General features: G+C 55.5%; 15 protein-coding genes. 7 read left to right on the forward strand and 8 right to left on the reverse strand.

What is annotated here, in order from left to right:
* Positions 1-2: 2 nt before the first annotated feature.
* Genes dnaQ through ACESNI_RS14575 form a run of 5 tightly spaced genes read right to left on the reverse strand, consistent with a single transcriptional unit; the run spans position 3 to position 3546 of the window.
* Positions 3-671: a DNA polymerase III subunit epsilon gene (gene dnaQ, locus ACESNI_RS14555; protein WP_373088181.1), complete on the reverse strand. Its 669-nt coding sequence runs from the start codon at positions 669-671 to the stop codon at positions 3-5.
* Entirely contained in the window at positions 664-1260 is a 597-nt protein-coding gene (gene coaE, locus ACESNI_RS14560) for a dephospho-CoA kinase (RefSeq protein WP_373088183.1), read from the reverse strand. The genes dnaQ and coaE overlap by 8 nt, the downstream gene beginning before the upstream one ends.
* Positions 1257-2123: a shikimate dehydrogenase gene (locus ACESNI_RS14565; protein ID WP_373088185.1), complete on the reverse strand. Its 867-nt coding sequence runs from the start codon at positions 2121-2123 to the stop codon at positions 1257-1259. The genes coaE and ACESNI_RS14565 overlap by 4 nt, the downstream gene beginning before the upstream one ends.
* Positions 2120-2731: a nucleoside triphosphate pyrophosphatase gene (locus tag ACESNI_RS14570; protein WP_373088186.1), complete on the reverse strand. Its 612-nt coding sequence runs from the start codon at positions 2729-2731 to the stop codon at positions 2120-2122. The genes ACESNI_RS14565 and ACESNI_RS14570 overlap by 4 nt, the downstream gene beginning before the upstream one ends.
* Entirely contained in the window at positions 2728-3546 is an 819-nt protein-coding gene (locus tag ACESNI_RS14575; RefSeq protein WP_373088187.1) for a pyruvate, water dikinase regulatory protein, read from the reverse strand. The genes ACESNI_RS14570 and ACESNI_RS14575 overlap by 4 nt, the downstream gene beginning before the upstream one ends.
* A 395-nt stretch (positions 3547-3941) precedes the next feature.
* Here ACESNI_RS14575 and hemE point away from each other — a divergent pair, with 395 nt between their 5' ends.
* The 5 genes from hemE to ACESNI_RS14600 all read left to right on the forward strand — a co-directional run bounded on the left by hemE (position 3942) and on the right by ACESNI_RS14600 (position 8817).
* On the forward strand, positions 3942-4985 hold the full coding sequence (hemE, locus tag ACESNI_RS14580) for a uroporphyrinogen decarboxylase (protein ID WP_373088190.1): 1044 nt from the start codon (positions 3942-3944) through the stop codon (positions 4983-4985).
* A 10-nt stretch (positions 4986-4995) separates the two neighbouring features.
* Positions 4996-6042, forward strand: coding sequence for a ferrochelatase (gene hemH, locus ACESNI_RS14585; protein ID WP_373088193.1), 1047 nt, complete (start codon positions 4996-4998; stop codon positions 6040-6042).
* A gap of 32 nt (positions 6043-6074) precedes the next feature.
* Positions 6075-6524 (forward strand): protoporphyrinogen oxidase HemJ, encoded by a 450-nt coding sequence (gene hemJ / locus ACESNI_RS14590; RefSeq protein ID WP_373088196.1) that lies wholly within the window; start codon positions 6075-6077, stop codon positions 6522-6524.
* Positions 6525-6726: 202 nt separating this feature from the next.
* Positions 6727-7986 (forward strand): transcription termination factor Rho, encoded by a 1260-nt coding sequence (gene rho, locus ACESNI_RS14595; RefSeq protein WP_373088199.1) that lies wholly within the window; start codon positions 6727-6729, stop codon positions 7984-7986.
* 249 nt (positions 7987-8235) lie between these two features.
* Complete coding sequence (locus ACESNI_RS14600; protein WP_373088202.1) at positions 8236-8817, forward strand: Panacea domain-containing protein; 582 nt, start codon at positions 8236-8238, stop codon at positions 8815-8817.
* Positions 8818-9267: 450 nt separating this feature from the next.
* Here the strand turns inward: ACESNI_RS14600 and ACESNI_RS14605 are convergent, their stop codons facing one another.
* Genes ACESNI_RS14605 through ACESNI_RS14615 form a run of 3 tightly spaced genes read right to left on the reverse strand, consistent with a single transcriptional unit; the run spans position 9268 to position 12787 of the window.
* Positions 9268-10242 carry a quinone oxidoreductase gene (locus ACESNI_RS14605; protein ID WP_373088204.1) on the reverse strand — a complete coding sequence of 325 codons (975 nt, stop codon included), beginning with the start codon at positions 10240-10242 and terminating at the stop codon, positions 9268-9270.
* A gap of 36 nt (positions 10243-10278) precedes the next feature.
* Positions 10279-10758: a methylated-DNA--[protein]-cysteine S-methyltransferase gene (locus ACESNI_RS14610; RefSeq protein WP_373088207.1), complete on the reverse strand. Its 480-nt coding sequence runs from the start codon at positions 10756-10758 to the stop codon at positions 10279-10281.
* Positions 10745-12787, reverse strand: a complete 2043-nt coding sequence (locus ACESNI_RS14615) for a thioredoxin domain-containing protein (protein WP_373088209.1) — start codon at positions 12785-12787, stop codon at positions 10745-10747. The genes ACESNI_RS14610 and ACESNI_RS14615 overlap by 14 nt, the downstream gene beginning before the upstream one ends.
* 102 nt (positions 12788-12889) lie before the next feature.
* Between ACESNI_RS14615 and ACESNI_RS14620 the strand changes: the two genes are divergently transcribed.
* Both ACESNI_RS14620 and mnmE read left to right on the forward strand, forming a co-directional pair.
* A complete protein-coding gene (locus ACESNI_RS14620) occupies positions 12890-13135 on the forward strand; it encodes a DUF6489 family protein (protein ID WP_373088211.1) in 246 nt (81 codons plus the stop codon).
* A gap of 16 nt (positions 13136-13151) precedes the next feature.
* Positions 13152-14486 carry a tRNA uridine-5-carboxymethylaminomethyl(34) synthesis GTPase MnmE gene (gene mnmE, locus ACESNI_RS14625; protein WP_373088214.1) on the forward strand — a complete coding sequence of 445 codons (1335 nt, stop codon included), beginning with the start codon at positions 13152-13154 and terminating at the stop codon, positions 14484-14486.
* Positions 14487-14498: the final 12 nt, after the last annotated feature.

The raw sequence follows: 14498 nt of genomic DNA on the forward strand, positions 1-14498 counted from the left end.
CGCTATTTCGCCAGCCAGAGCGGATCGGTGATGGTTTTGAGAAATTCCGCATGGGCGGCGCGTTCGGCGGCGCTGGCCTCATGCGGGCGCGGGGTGCGGGTCTCAACGTTGACGGCGCGAAGGCCGCCCGTCTCCTCACTTGCGAGCGAGAAGCCGCGCTGACGGCCGCCGATCAGTTCCAGATAGACTTCCGCCAGTAATTCCGCATCGAGCAAAGCGCCATGCTTGGTGCGGGCCGAATTGTCGATGGCGAAACGGCGGCAGAGGGCGTCAAGGCTGGCCTGCGCCCCCGGAAACTTGCGCCGTGCCATGCTGACCGTGTCGATCGTGCGCGCCATCCGCAAGGGTGGACGCTTGAGCCGAACCAGTTCGGCATTAAGAAATTTCATGTCGAACTGGGCATTATGGATCACCAGCTGGGCCTCCCCGATAAACGCGAGAAACCCCTCGATCTCCTCGGCGATGACTTTGTGACCAAGCAGGAATTCCGTACTCAGGCCATGCACCTTGAAGGCGCTGTCGGGCATGTCCCGCTCCGGGTTGACATAACAGTGAAACACCTCGCCCGTCGGGATATGGTTCATCAGCTCGACGCAGCCGATCTCGACGATGCGGTCGCCGGTGGCAGGGTCGAAGCCGGTGGTTTCCGTGTCGAGGGCAATTTCACGCATTTTTCAACTCTTCCACAATCGCCTTCACCTGCGCAAATGTCTCTTCCATCGGGATGTCCGTATCGATGATATAATCGGCCCGTTCGCGTTTTTCTGCATCCGGCATCTGGCGGGCCAGGATCGCCTCAAATTTCTCATCGGACATGCCGGGCCGTTCCAGAACGCGGGCTTTCTGAACATGGTGCGGGGCGGAGACCACAACGATTTTATGCACCCGGTCCTCACCGCGGGTCTCGAATATCAGCGGAATATCGAAAACAACAATGTCATGGCCCGCAGCCTCCGCCGCCTTGAAAAAGGCGGCGCGCCCGTCGGCGAGCAGGGGATGGATAATCTGTTCAAGCCGCTTGATCTCGGCCTCATTGCCGACCACCAGCTCGCCCAGCAGTTTGCGGTCAACCGCGTCATCAACCACCGCCGCCGGAAAGGTGTTGCGCAAATGCTCGACCCCGGCGCCACCTTTGGCATAGAGCTTGTGAACCTCGGCATCCGCGTCATAGACCGGAATCCCGAGCGATTCAAACATACTGGCAACCGTGGATTTTCCCATACCGATGGAGCCGGTCAGGCCGATATGAATCATCGTCATTTCTGTGTCAATCCTTGCAAAACATGGTGGCGGAGCGCCGCATCAACTCCCGGTGTGACGCCGAACCAGGCCGCGAACCCCGCCTTTGCCTGATGCAGCAGCATCCCGAGACCATCAACCGCGACATTGCCCTGTAATCTTGCCATTTTCAGCAGGTCCGTTTCAAGGGGGACATAGACAATATCGCTGACCACCGCCGATTTTTTCAGGCGATCAAGGGAAATATCGAGCGGCGGCTGGCCGCTCATGCCGAGACTGGTGCAATTGACAAGGATATCAACCGCGTCGAGGACATCAGCGCGGGCCTCCCAGGCGAGGCTTTGCGCGCCGTCGCCAATATCCGCAGCGAGGCTTTGCGCGCGGGCTTCGGAGCGGTTACAGATCAGGATCTTGCCAAGCCCGAGATCGACAAGCGCGGTGGCGACGGCACGCGCCGCGCCGCCCGCCCCCAGCACCAGCGCCGTCCCCCCGGCAAGGCCAGTCGTCTCCATATGTTCGCCAAGGCTGTCGGTAAAGCCGATGGCATCGGTATTGCGGCCAATCAAACGACCGTCCTTGCCCACCACCACTGTATTTACCGCGCCAATCCGCCGCGCCGAGGCATCAAGCTCATCGACAATCGAGAGCGCCTGTTCCTTCAAGGGAATGGTGAGGTTGGTGCCGCGAAATACAGCCCCCTCCGCCTCGCATTCACTGGCAAGCTGGCGGAGGCGGGCGTCCAAATCCTCCGCTTTCACCGGCCAGGCGCGATAGTCCGCGTTTAGGCCGTATTTCTCGATCCAGTAGCCATGCAAGCGCGGCGATAGCGAATGGCTGATCGGCCAACCCATCACCCCGGCGACTTTTTTCGCGCCCGGCGTCATGCCGCCAGTCCGATATGATGGCCGCGCAGGAAATCCAGCAGGGGGAGCATCGGCAGGCCGAGGATCGAGAAGAAATCGCCCTCCACTTTGCTGAAAAGCTGCACCCCGATTCCTTCGAACTGATAGGCCCCGACCGAGGTAAGGATAGCCTCCCCGGCGGCGGCCAGATAGGCATCGAGAACCGCATCATTGAAATTATGCAGGGTCAGGCGCGCGATGGTGACATGGCGCCAGAGGACCGATCCACCCTTGGCGACACAGACCGCGTTGGCAAGAATATGGGTTTTACCCCTGAGGGCCGTCAGATGGGCGCTGGCATGATCGAGATCGACGGGCTTGTCGAACCAGATGCCGTTGCATTCCAGGATCTGGTCGGCACCGATCACCAGCGCCAGCGGATCACCACGCGATATTTTCGCAGCCTTCATCTCGGCAAGGGCGACGGCAGCATCGGTTGCCGGGGCCTTTTCGCCGAACATCGCATGCTTGACCTCTTCCTCATCAATGAGGGCAGGGCGGATATCGAATTTGAGTCCCGCCTGTTGCAGCAGTTGCGCCCGCGACGGGCTTTGCGAGGCCAATATGAGAGCCGGGATGTCCGTCATCATGCGGGCTTCTGCTGACGGCGGTTAAAGAGGGTGATGATCTGGGCGGCGGTCTCCTCGACCGAGCGCCGGGAGACATCGATGATCGGCCAGTTCTCGCGGGTGCACATTTTGCGCGCGAAAATCACTTCCTCCTTGATCCGCTCGCGGTCGACATAGTCGGTATCGACGGTCTGATGCAGGCTGAGCAGCCGGTTCTTGCGGATCTCCGACAGCCGTTCAGGGCTGGTGGTCAGGCCAACGACCAATGGGTCGCTGAGCCGGAACAATGCCGGGGGCATCGGGATATTCGGCACAATCGGCACATTTGCGGTTTTATAGCCACGATGGGCAAGATAGAACGAGGTCGGCGTCTTTGAGGTGCGTGACACCCCGACAAGGACGATTTGCGCCTCGTTCAGGCCGTCGGGCATCTGGCCATCATCATGAGCCATGGTAAAATTAAGCGCCTCAATCCGGCCGAAGTAATCCTTGTCCAGCATATGCTGACGGCCGGGCAGGCGACGGATTTTCTGGCCAAGATAGCTTGAGAAAGCGCCGAGCACCGGATCGAGTACAGAAACACAAGGCACGGCGAGCCGTTGACACCCCATTTCCAGCACATCGCGCATTTCCTTGTTAACCAGCGTATAAAGCACCAAACCCGGTTTTTTTGCAATGGAATCAAGAATATCATCAAGCTGTCGCACCGTGCGGGTTAGGCTCCAGACATGCTCGATCGGGGTGATCCCCTCAAACTGGACGAGCGCCGCCTTGGTCATCGACTGCAGGGTTTCGCCGGTTGAATCGGAAACCAGATGAAGTTGAAATTCAGTCATACCGGATATTTATGTACCTGTGGATAACGGGAATAACAGGGATAACATGGCTTCTGGCAAAAGCCCAAAAAATTCCTCCCCGATATGGTGTTTTTTAAACCTGAACAATCCGCCTGTGAATTATGCTAAACGGGAGGCAGTGAGAACGGGGATGAAATAAAAATTCTACCTGTTTATTCAAGTTATCCCCGTTATCCACGGTTTTATACACGACAAGATGTGGTTTTTCCGGCTAATTATGCACAAATAGTTGAAAAGCTGGATTTTATCCCCAGAATTCCGTAAAAGGACGTTGATAAAATTTAATCCCCGTAAACCACAGCAAACAACAACAACTACCACCTTTTATTTAAAATATATATTTGAAAGGGATAAGTTTTGAGAAGGTGTGCGTCGTGACAAATCCCCAAGAGAAACGCTTACTTCGAACCCTGTCAGGGGAGATCACAGACAGGCCGCCTTTTTGGCTGATGCGTCAGGCTGGCCGTTACCTGCCAGAATATCGCAAGGTACGGGAGACGGCGGGTAATTTTCTCGACCTTTGCTATAATCCGGCGCTTGCCGAAGAGGTGACGTTACAGCCCTTGAGGCGCTACGGCATGGATGCGGCGATTTTATTTGCTGATATCCTGCTCATTCCCCATGCGCTCGGTCAGCCGCTTGCCTATCGTGAGGGCGAGGGGCCGGTGCTGGAGCCGATCCGCTCAGCCGCGGCCCTGACCGCCCTTAATCCCGACAGGATCCATGAAACTTTGGCGCCGGTCTATGAAACGGTCGAGCGTTTGAGCAGCTCCATTCCGAAAGACTGCACCCTGATCGGGTTCGCCGGGGCGCCATGGACGGTGGCAAGTTATATGGTGGAGGGGAAGGGATCGAAGGATTACGCCCATATCAAGCAGTGGGCCTATAGTGATCCGGAGGGTTTTGGCCAGTTGATGGATATTCTGGTCGAGGCGACCATTGCCTATCTCGTGCGTCAGGTCCAGGCCGGCGCGGAGGTCATCCAGATTTTCGATACCTGGGCCGGGGTTCTCGCCGATGATAGTTTTCGTAAATGGGTCATAGAGCCGACAAAACGCATCGTCGAGGGTCTGCGTACCCAATATCCGGAATTGCCCGTCATTGGCTTCCCCAAGGGCGTGGGGGCTAACATTATCCCCTTTGTCGAGGAGACAGGTGTCACTGCAATCAGCCTCGATACGGGAACCGCGCTCGACTGGGCAGCGAAAGTCCTGCAGCCGCAGCTTCCCGTTCAGGGAAATCTTGACCCGATGCTGCTGGTAACCGGCGGTGCGGCGATGGAGCGGCGGATCGAGAATATTCTCCGAATTCTGGGGAACGGACCGTTTATATTCAATCTTGGTCACGGCATCGTGCCACAGACGCCGCCCGAACATGTGGCGCGCCTGAGTGAGTTAATCCGCAACAGTAGCAAGTGAGACAAAAGGAATGGCCCGAAAAGCAGTGATCCTGTTCAATCTAGGCGGCCCGGATAGTCTGGATGCAGTCGAGCCGTTCCTGTTCAACCTGTTCAATGATCCCGCGATCATCCGGTTGCCATTCCCCGTCCGCTGGCTGATCGCAAAGCTGATCTCGCGGCGGCGGGCACCGATCGCGCAAAAGATTTATGCCCATATGGGCGGATCATCGCCGCTGGTTCCGCAAACCGAGGCGCAAAAAGACGCGCTTCAATCCTGGCTTGATCTTCATGCAGACGAGGATACCTTCGCGACATTCATCGTCATGCGCTACTGGCATCCGCAAAGCGACGCGGTGGCGAAAAAAGTAAGGGAGTTTAATCCTGACGAAATTCTTCTGTTGCCGCTTTATCCGCAGTTTTCCTCAACAACGACGGCGTCCTCCTTCAAGGATTGGCGACGGGCGGCGAAATCTGCTGGCGTCATGACGCCAACGGCGAGCCTCTGTTGTTATCCGTCGGAGCGGGGATTGATTTCCGCCTATGCACGTCTGATTGCGCCAAAATTGCTTGAACTCGACGGGAAACCGACCCGGATTTTATTTTCCGCCCATGGCTTGCCGCAGAAAATTGTCGATGCGGGCGATCCCTACCAATGGCAGATCGAGCAGACAGCGGTGCAGATCGTCGATCGGCTCGCCCGCCCGGGTCTCGACTGGAAAATCTGCTACCAGAGCCGGGTTGGGCCAATGAAATGGCTGCAACCGTCAACTGACGATGAAATTCGCAGGGCGGCAGCGGAAAACCTCAATCTGGTCATCGTCCCCATTGCCTTTGTGTCGGAGCATTCGGAAACTTTGGTGGAACTTGACATCGAGTATGCTGAAATTGCAAAAGACGCCGGGATAGCAAGCTATCACCGGGTGGAGACGGTTGGAATCTCCGCAGAATTTATTGCCGGGCTCGGTGAGATGGTGTTAAACCTTGAAGCCAATAATATATCCAGTAATGATGGTGGGCGCATCTGTCCGGCGAAATTTGGCAATTGCGCGATCGAATTGCCGGAACCCCCAAAGTAAGTGATATATCAACGCGTTGAGGTTTAGTAACGATGGAAGATTTTCTGATTGAAAGCTACCCGTGGGTTAAATCCCTGCATATCATTTCGGTGATTGCCTGGATGTCGGGAATGCTTTATTTGCCGCGGATTTACGTTTATCACGCTGATGCGGAACCGGGATCGGACAAGTCGGAGACTTTCAAGATCATGGAGCGGCGGCTCCTGCGCGGAATCATCAACCCCGCCATGATCATGACCATTATTCTCGGCGTGATCCTGATCGGAATACCGGGAGTTGTGAATTTTGCCGATTACTGGATTTGGGTGAAACTGGCTCTGGTCACCGCGATGGGGGCATTTCACGGCAACCTGTCCAAATGGCGCAAGGATTTCGAGCGGGATGTTAATACGCGATCCGCTAAATTCTACCGGATGGTCAATGAGATCCCGACGGTCCTGCTGATCCTGATCGTCTTTCTGGTGGTCGTCAAACCGTTCTGAGCGGCAATATCGCGCCATATTTCAGTTGACTAATGCCGCCAAAACTGGCATGAGGGGTTAACTTCTTAGACTGTATCAATCTCCACGGTCACATTGCCTCACGACTGAAAGAGCAATCTTATCTCGGCCCAGCGCTGAATATCCTGAAAAGTAATCTCTCCGTTTACGCCCTCAATCTCCCTTTTTAATTGTAGAAATATCAATGAATCTTCAAGAACTTAAGAAAAAATCCCCGGCAGAAATCCTGGACCTTGCCGAAGCGCGCGAAATCGAGAATGCCTCGACGCTGCGCAAGCAGGAACAACTCTTCGCCATCCTCAAGCATGAAGCCGAGAACGGCGCCGAAATTACCGGCGGCGGGGTGCTGGAAATATTACAGGACGGTTTTGGCTTCCTGCGCTCCCCGGATGCGAACTATCTCGCCGGTCCCGATGATATATACATCAGCCCGAGCCAGATCCGGCGGTTTTCGCTCCGCACCGGCGACACGGTGGAGGGGCAAATCCGCAGTCCCAAGGACGGGGAGCGGTATTTCGCGCTCCTGAAAGTTCAGTTTATCAATTTTGAGGATCCGGAAAAGGCCCGCCACAAGATCAATTTTGACAACCTAACACCGCTCTACCCGGACGAGCGCATTAAGCTTGAAACCAACGATCCGACCGACAAGAATATCAATTCCGCCCGCGTGATCGACCTGGTCTCACCGCAGGGTAAGGGCCAGCGGGCCCTGATTGTGGCACCGCCGCGCACGGGTAAAACCGTTCTCTTACAGAATATCGCCAATTCCATCACCACCAACAACCCGGAAATCTATTTGATTGTCCTGCTGATCGATGAGCGGCCCGAGGAAGTGACTGACATGAAGCGCTCGGTCAATGGCGAAGTGGTTAGTTCCACCTTTGATGAACCTGCGGCCCGCCATGTTCAGGTTGCCGAGATGGTGATCGAGAAAGCCAAGCGACTGGTCGAGCATAAACGTGATGTTGTCATCCTGCTCGATAGTATCACCCGTCTCGCCCGTGCCTATAACACCGTGGTGCCGTCCAGCGGCAAGGTGCTGACCGGTGGTGTTGACGCCAACGCCCTGCAACGGCCGAAACGCTTTTTCGGTGCCGCCCGGAATATTGAGGAGGGGGGCTCGCTGACCATCGTCGCCACCGCCCTGATCGATACCGGATCGCGCATGGATGAAGTGATTTTTGAGGAATTCAAGGGCACTGGTAATTCGGAAATCATTCTCGACCGCAAGCTGTCCGACAAGCGCGTCTTCCCGTCCATCGACATCACCAAGTCCGGCACCCGGAAAGAGGAACTTCTCGTCGACAAGGCGACTTTGCAGAAAATGTGGGTCCTCCGCCGTATCCTCAACCCCATGGGCACCACCGACGCCATGGAATTCCTGCTCGACAAACTCAAACAGAGCAAATCCAACGACGATTTCTTCGATTCCATGAATACGTAAGGCAGAATATTTTTATATTTTGTACATTCTAAGTATCTATATGAAAAGAATCTGTTTTTCCCATTTTATAGGTATTCTTACACCTGATTATGTATGGAGAGGTTGTTTAATTTACTTGACGCTATTATTTAAACGCTTAAATAGCAAGTTGTGGTAAGGGAAATTTACAAGGCGATCTTTAACTTATCGTTAAACTTCTGAGCTAATAGTTTATAGAATTTTGATGACGGTTTGAGGCAGGAGACGTAGATGGTTAGAATTCCAAATATGGTAGGTACTTGGGGTTATAATCCGAGAAAAGCTGCTCATGCTGCGGCATATTTCGCAATACAATCCGGCGGCCAGATTAAAGTTCTAAAGCTCGTTAAACTTTTGTATTTAGCAGAGCGAGAATATATGGATCGGTTTGATGATCCTATGTTTTATGATAAATTTGTGTCAATGGACCATGGGCCTGTACCATCAATAACGCTTAATCTTATTAATGGTCTGATAAATAGCGATGAATGGTCAGAATTCATCGCCAATCGCGGAAGTAATTACGATATCGGATTATCAAGCGATGAAATACATTTGGAATCTCTTGATGAATTGAGTGAAGCTGATGAGGCAATTTTAGGCGATCTGTGGAAGCAATTTGGGCACATGGATCGCTTTGAGTTAGTTGACCACATGCATAAAAACTGCCCAGAATGGGAAGATCCTGACGGTTCTTCAACTCCAATTTCGCATGAGCTTGTGTACAAATTCTTAAAGAAGGAAAATGCACACGAATTGTCAAATGATGTCGCTACCCATCGTGCATTGGCAAGTGCCATAGCGAAAGCTTGATGCAATATACTGCTTATAAGCGCGCTACTCTACTAATTCCATCTGGTCCAGGAATGCATCTTTATGTAGTAATGAATGATGTGGATTCAAACGGGCAACATATACTTTTCTCCATTACTACAGCTAGAGAGAATAAGTACTATGATAAAGCATGTATATTGGAACCGGATGATCATGATTTTTTAGAAAATAAAAGCTATGTCTACTATAAAGAGCCATTGCTGAGACATTCTACACACATTACAAAATGTGTTGGTAAAAGGGTATTTTTTCCAAGGACTGATATAGAACTAGATGTATTCAATTGTATTTACGACGGAATAATTAGATCAATACATTCATCGAGGTGGGCGAAAAAGTATAGTCTAGATTTTTTGTAGCAAAATTTGATCTTGCAAAATAAAAGGCGCCCCTTGTGAGGCGCCTTTTCTCTTGGGATTTTAGCTGAAATTACACTGTAAACACCGTTGAGCCGGTGGTTTTGCGGCCTTCAAGGTCCTCATGGGCTTTGCGGGCCTCGGAGAGGGGGTAGGTTTGGCCGATATTGACCTTGATTGCGCCACTAGAGACCAGTTTGATCAGGTCGCCGGCGGATTTTTCGAGGTCTTCGCGCTTGGCCGTATAGGTCATCAGCGACGGGCGGGTGATATAGAGTGAGCCCTTGGCGCCGAGAAGGGCGAGATCAAAGCCCTTTACCGGCCCTGATGAATTGCCGAACGAGACCATCAGGCCGCGCGGGGACAGGCAATCGAGGGATTTCTCGAATGTATCCTTGCCGATGGCGTCATAGACCACGGGAACGCCCTTGCCCTCGGTGATTTCCTTTACCCGCTCGCTGAAATCCTCGGTGCGATAGTTGATGGTATGGGTGCAGCCATGGGCCTTCGCCAGTTCCGCCTTCTCGTCCGAGCCGACGGTGCCGATGACCGTCGCGCCGATATGCCGTGCCCATTGGCAGGCAAACAGGCCAACCCCACCCGCCGCCGCGTGAAAGAGGATGGTATCGCCACGTTTGACATGATAGGTCCGCTGCAGGAGATATTCCGTCGTCATGCCCTGGAGCATCATCGCCGCGGCGGTTCTGTCATCGATATTTTCAGGGATTTTGATGAGGATATCGGCGGGCATCACCCGCGCCTCGGAATAGGCGCCGATGGGACGGCCCGCATAGGCGATCCGGTCGCCGACCTTGAAGCCGGTAACGCCGGAGCCAAGCTCCTCGATCACCCCGGCCGCTTCCATTCCGGTGGTCAGCGGCAGGTCCGCCGGGTAAAGCCCGGTGCGGAAATAGACATCGATGAAATTAAGCCCGACGGCGGTGTGACGAACCCGCACTTCGCCAGCGCCGGGCTTGCCCACCTCGACATCCTGCCATTTCATCACCTCGGGTCCGCCGGTTTCCTGTTGCACAATCGCTTTTGTCATTTTTTTCCCTTTATTTTACGCGCCCGCAAAAAAGTATTATAAATCAAGCTGTTGCTGCTCTCTCGGAAGGGCTTTTTCAAGCCGGAGCAACGCCGTCTTGGTCTCCAGCCCGCCGAGGCCGGAGTAGCCGCCCATCGCCCCGCCCGCCGCCAGAACCCGGTGACAGGGAATGAGGATCGGGATCGGGTTCGCCCCGCAGGCGGAGCCCACGGGTTGCGCCGCGGAGCCCAGTATTTTTGCAATCTCGCCGTAGCTTTTGGTGCGCCCCGCCGGGATTTTCAGCATTTCCGCCCAGACCTTTTTCTGGAATTCGGTGCCCGGCGGTGCCATCGGCAGGTCAAAATCGCCGATCTCGCCGTCAAAATACTGGTTCAGCTGATCGCTCGCCGTTCGCAGCAGCGGTGTCTCGCTTTGCCATTCAGATGGCACCCAGCCCCAGTCGAGCGAGATAATCTGCCCGTCTTCCTCGGTCACCGTGAGATCGCCGATGGGGCTATGCAGGCTAAGCTGGGCCATGGGCTGTTGCCTCCTGGAGCAGGGCCACGAAATCCGGCACCGTGTTTGCGGGCGCCGAACAGACCGGGCCGGTACAGAGATAGGCGGTCGGCTTGCCGCCCACCATGCCCTTGCCCTGCGCGGGGTGGTCAAACGGCAGGGTGGCGGTATCCTCAAGGATGTTGAGAACCCGCGTGGGTAAACTGTAATCCTTTAATGTATTAATTAAATCAATGGTTTGCGGATCACTCCGGGGGCCAACAATAATCACCTGACGGGCGTTTACGAGGGTTTCGAAGTTATTGAGAAGAGTGGCGAGCGGAAAGAAATTACGCCCAAGATCCGCCGAGAAATGCCGGACCATCGTGGTTGCCTTCTCAAACGGGTCACGGGCGCCGGTCAGCAGATGCAGCTTCGCCAGTACCTCCAGTATCACGCCATTGCCCGACGGCACCGCGTTGTCATGGGCGTTCTTGCTGCGCAGGATCAGCGCTTCGGCATCGTCGGCGGTATAGAAATAGCCGCCGCCGTTCTTGTCCCAGAAATGCGCGTTCAGCACCTCGACCCATTGCTCCGCCCGCTCCAGATAAAAGGCTTTGCCGGTCACCTCATAGAGGGTGAGGGCGGCGCGGGACATATTGGCATAATCATCGAGAAGCCCGGAATGCTGCGCCCGGCCGAGCCGATAACTGTGATAAAGCCGTCCGTCGCTTTCCATGGAATGCGTGGTGATGGCGACGAACGCCGCCTCTGCCGCGGCTATCCAATGCGCCTCCCCGAAATACTGGCCGGCGCGGGCGAGGGCGGCAATCATCAGCCCGTTCCAGTCGGTGAGGACCTTGTCATCGAGGCTGGGTGCGATACGGCTCTGGCGATGCTCGAACAGTTTCTGGCGCAGCGGCGCGAGCGCAGCCTCGCTTTCCGTATCCAGCGGATCGGGATAGGCGAGACGGTTGAGGATGTTCGTGCCCTCCCAGTTGCCCTCGGGCAGGACGCCGTAGACTTCCATGAAATGGGGGGCATGATCGCCGAGGATTTCCTCCAGCTCGTCCCGCGACCAGACATAGAACTTGCCCTCAACGCCCTCGGAATCCGCGTCGATCGTTGCCGCGAAGCCGCCGTCCGCCGTGACCATCTCGCGCAAAACCCACTCAATCGTCTCATAAATCCGGGCTTCGAACAGTTCCGACTTGGTTTCGTGATGGACAGTGAGGCACAGGTCAAGAATTTGCGCATTATCATAGAGCATTTTCTCGAAATGCGGGGCGAGCCAGCGGGCATCGGTGGAATAGCGGGCAAATCCGCCGCCCAAATGATCATAAATGCCGCCTTGCGCCATGGCGCCAAGCGCCTTTATGACGACATCGCTGAGCGCCGTCACGCCGGAGCGTAAATAACTCCGCCATATATTCTCAAGCACGTAGGTTTGCGGGAATTTCGGCGCGGAACCGATCCCGCCATAGACCGGGTCCGCCTCGCCCGCGTAGCGCTCGGCAATCCGGTTGAGAACGTCGAGCGTCAGCTTTGGCCGCTCGCCGCCCGGGCCAAGATTGAGGTTCTGCAGCGCCGATTTCAGCGCATCGCGGTTTTTTGTGACTTTTTCCGGCTCATTCTTGAAAATCTCCGAGATCGTCTCCAGGACATTGGTAAATCCGGGACGGCCATAGGCATTCTCCGGCGGAAAATAGGTGCCTCCCCAGAATGGCTCGCCATTTGAATTGAGGAACATGGTCAGCGGCCAACCGCCCTGCTCGCCGAGAAGGGCAAGCGCGCTCTGGTAAATCTGGTCGATATCGGGCCGCTCCTCGCGGTCAACCTTGATATTAATGAACTTTTCGTTCATCAGCGCTGCGGTTTCTTCCTTTTCGAAACTCTCGTGGGCCATGACATGACACCAGTGACAGGCGGCATAGCCGACACTGAGCAGGATTGGTTTGCCCTCGCGTTTCGCAAGCGCCAGGGTTTCGGCACTCCAGGGTTGCCAATGGACCGGATTGTCCTGATGTTGAAGAAGATAGGGGCTTGTTTCCTTGCCCAGTAAGTTTTTCATCTGTAAACCCTGTTATTGTGGCCCTGTTCCGGTATATAGGGTCTTGTGGTGGTCACTTGTACCCCGGCAGACGTCATCGGATCAATGAGGAGTAGGCTAATCATGAAAATTAATCTCGATATTGACTGTACCCCGCAGGAAGCCAGGACTCTCATGGGTCTGCCGGATGTTGAAAAAATGCAGGAAGTCCTGATGAAGGAACTGCAGAAGAAGATGCTGGAGAATATCGGCAATATGGATGCGGAAAATATGATGAAAACATGGCTTCCGGCCGGAATGCAGGGATTTGAGCAGATGCAGAAGATGTTCTGGTCGCAATTTTCCAAGGGCGAAGACGACAAGAAATAAGCGGCAGGGAACAGCGGTGACATCAGGGGATACTATTTATGCGCTGGCCAGCGGACGCGGCCGGGCCGGGGTGGCGGTTGTCCGTCTTTCGGGCGGCGGGGCGGCGTCGGCGCTCGCCCATCTCACGCGGAAACCACTGCCAGAGGTACGGCGTGCGACGCGGAGAAATATATACCGTTATGGCAAGAAAACACTTATAGATCAATCACTTGTGATTTATTTTAAGGGCCCTGACAGCTTCACCGGCGAGGATGTGGTGGAACTCCACCTGCATGGCGGACCGGTTTTGCTGGCGTCTTTATTCGCCGAGCTCGCGACCCTCGACGGCCTCCGGACCGCCGAGCCCGGGGAGTTCACCCGCCGCGCGTTCGAGCATGGCAAGATGGACCTGACCGAAGCGGAAGGACTTGGCGATCTCGTCAATGCCGAGACCGAGGCGCAGGCGCGGCAGGCGCTGCGTCAGATGCAGGGCGAGCTGGGCCGGATTTATGATGGCTGGCGCGCTGAACTGGTCACCGCGCTCGCCCATCTTGAGGCCGATATCGATTTTCCGGACGAGGATTTGCCGGGCGGAGTGGCGGCGGCGATAGCCCCCCGCATGACGGCGCTGCGCGGTGCGATTGAGGCCCATCTCGCCGATGGCCATCGCGGCGAGAAAATCCGCGAGGGGCTGGATGTGGTTATTCTCGGCGCTCCCAATGTCGGAAAGTCCAGTCTTCTCAATGCGCTCGCCCGCCGGGATGCGGCGATCGTCTCTGAACAGGCGGGCACCACCCGCGATATTGTCGAGGTGCCGATGGATCTTGCGGGCTATCCTGTCGTGATCGCCGATACCGCGGGACTACGTGACTCCGGCGATATGATCGAGCGCGAAGGCGTGCGGCGGGCGCGGGCACGGGCGGAAACCGCCGATATCCGCGTTTTCATGACGGTGGCGGCGGCCCCGGATCTCCCAATTGAGTTTGCCGACCTTGTAAAGTCGGGCGATTATCACCTGATCAACAAGATAGATCGGGTGGACGATAAGGCCCTCCGCCTCGAATTCCCTGTGGGGGCCCAGGAACTCTCCGTGAAAACCGGGGCCGGGCTGGAGGGGTTTTTGAAAAGGCTCGAAACCGATGTTATCGCCCGCCTCGATCTCTCCGGTGCGCCGGCACTGACCCGCGTCCGTCATCGCCGGGCACTTGAAGACTGCATCGCGGCGCTTGCCCGGTTTGAGACGGCGACAGATGCGGAACTCGCTGCGGAGGATATTCGCCTCGCTGTCCGTGCTCTCGGCCGGATCACCGGGCGCGTTGATGTCGAGGATATCCTCGATATTGTCTTCGGTGACTTTTGTATCGGAAAATAACCGGGGAAGACA

It is taken from the genome of Sneathiella sp., assembly GCF_041689005.1.
Classification (GTDB): Bacteria; Pseudomonadota; Alphaproteobacteria; order Sneathiellales; family Sneathiellaceae; genus Sneathiella.

Coding starts and splice junctions, on each gene's coding strand:
- ACESNI_RS14575 (WP_373088187.1), bottom strand. CDS start 3,546: ATGACTGAATTTCAACTTCATCTGGTTTCCGATTCAACCGGCGAAACC.
- ACESNI_RS14570 (WP_373088186.1), bottom strand. CDS start 2,731: ATGATGACGGACATCCCGGCTCTCATATTGGCCTCGCAAAGCCCGTCG.
- ACESNI_RS14605 (WP_373088204.1), bottom strand. CDS start 10,242: ATGACAAAAGCGATTGTGCAACAGGAAACCGGCGGACCCGAGGTGATG.
- ACESNI_RS14615 (WP_373088209.1), bottom strand. CDS start 12,787: ATGAAAAACTTACTGGGCAAGGAAACAAGCCCCTATCTTCTTCAACAT.
- hemJ (WP_373088196.1), top strand. CDS start 6,075: ATGGAAGATTTTCTGATTGAAAGCTACCCGTGGGTTAAATCCCTGCAT.
- coaE (WP_373088183.1), bottom strand. CDS start 1,260: ATGACGATGATTCATATCGGCCTGACCGGCTCCATCGGTATGGGAAAA.
- ACESNI_RS14620 (WP_373088211.1), top strand. CDS start 12,890: ATGAAAATTAATCTCGATATTGACTGTACCCCGCAGGAAGCCAGGACT.
- ACESNI_RS14565 (WP_373088185.1), bottom strand. CDS start 2,123: ATGACGCCGGGCGCGAAAAAAGTCGCCGGGGTGATGGGTTGGCCGATC.
- ACESNI_RS14600 (WP_373088202.1), top strand. CDS start 8,236: ATGGTTAGAATTCCAAATATGGTAGGTACTTGGGGTTATAATCCGAGA.
- ACESNI_RS14610 (WP_373088207.1), bottom strand. CDS start 10,758: ATGGCCCAGCTTAGCCTGCATAGCCCCATCGGCGATCTCACGGTGACC.
- hemH (WP_373088193.1), top strand. CDS start 4,996: ATGGCCCGAAAAGCAGTGATCCTGTTCAATCTAGGCGGCCCGGATAGT.
- rho (WP_373088199.1), top strand. CDS start 6,727: ATGAATCTTCAAGAACTTAAGAAAAAATCCCCGGCAGAAATCCTGGAC.
- dnaQ (WP_373088181.1), bottom strand. CDS start 671: ATGCGTGAAATTGCCCTCGACACGGAAACCACCGGCTTCGACCCTGCC.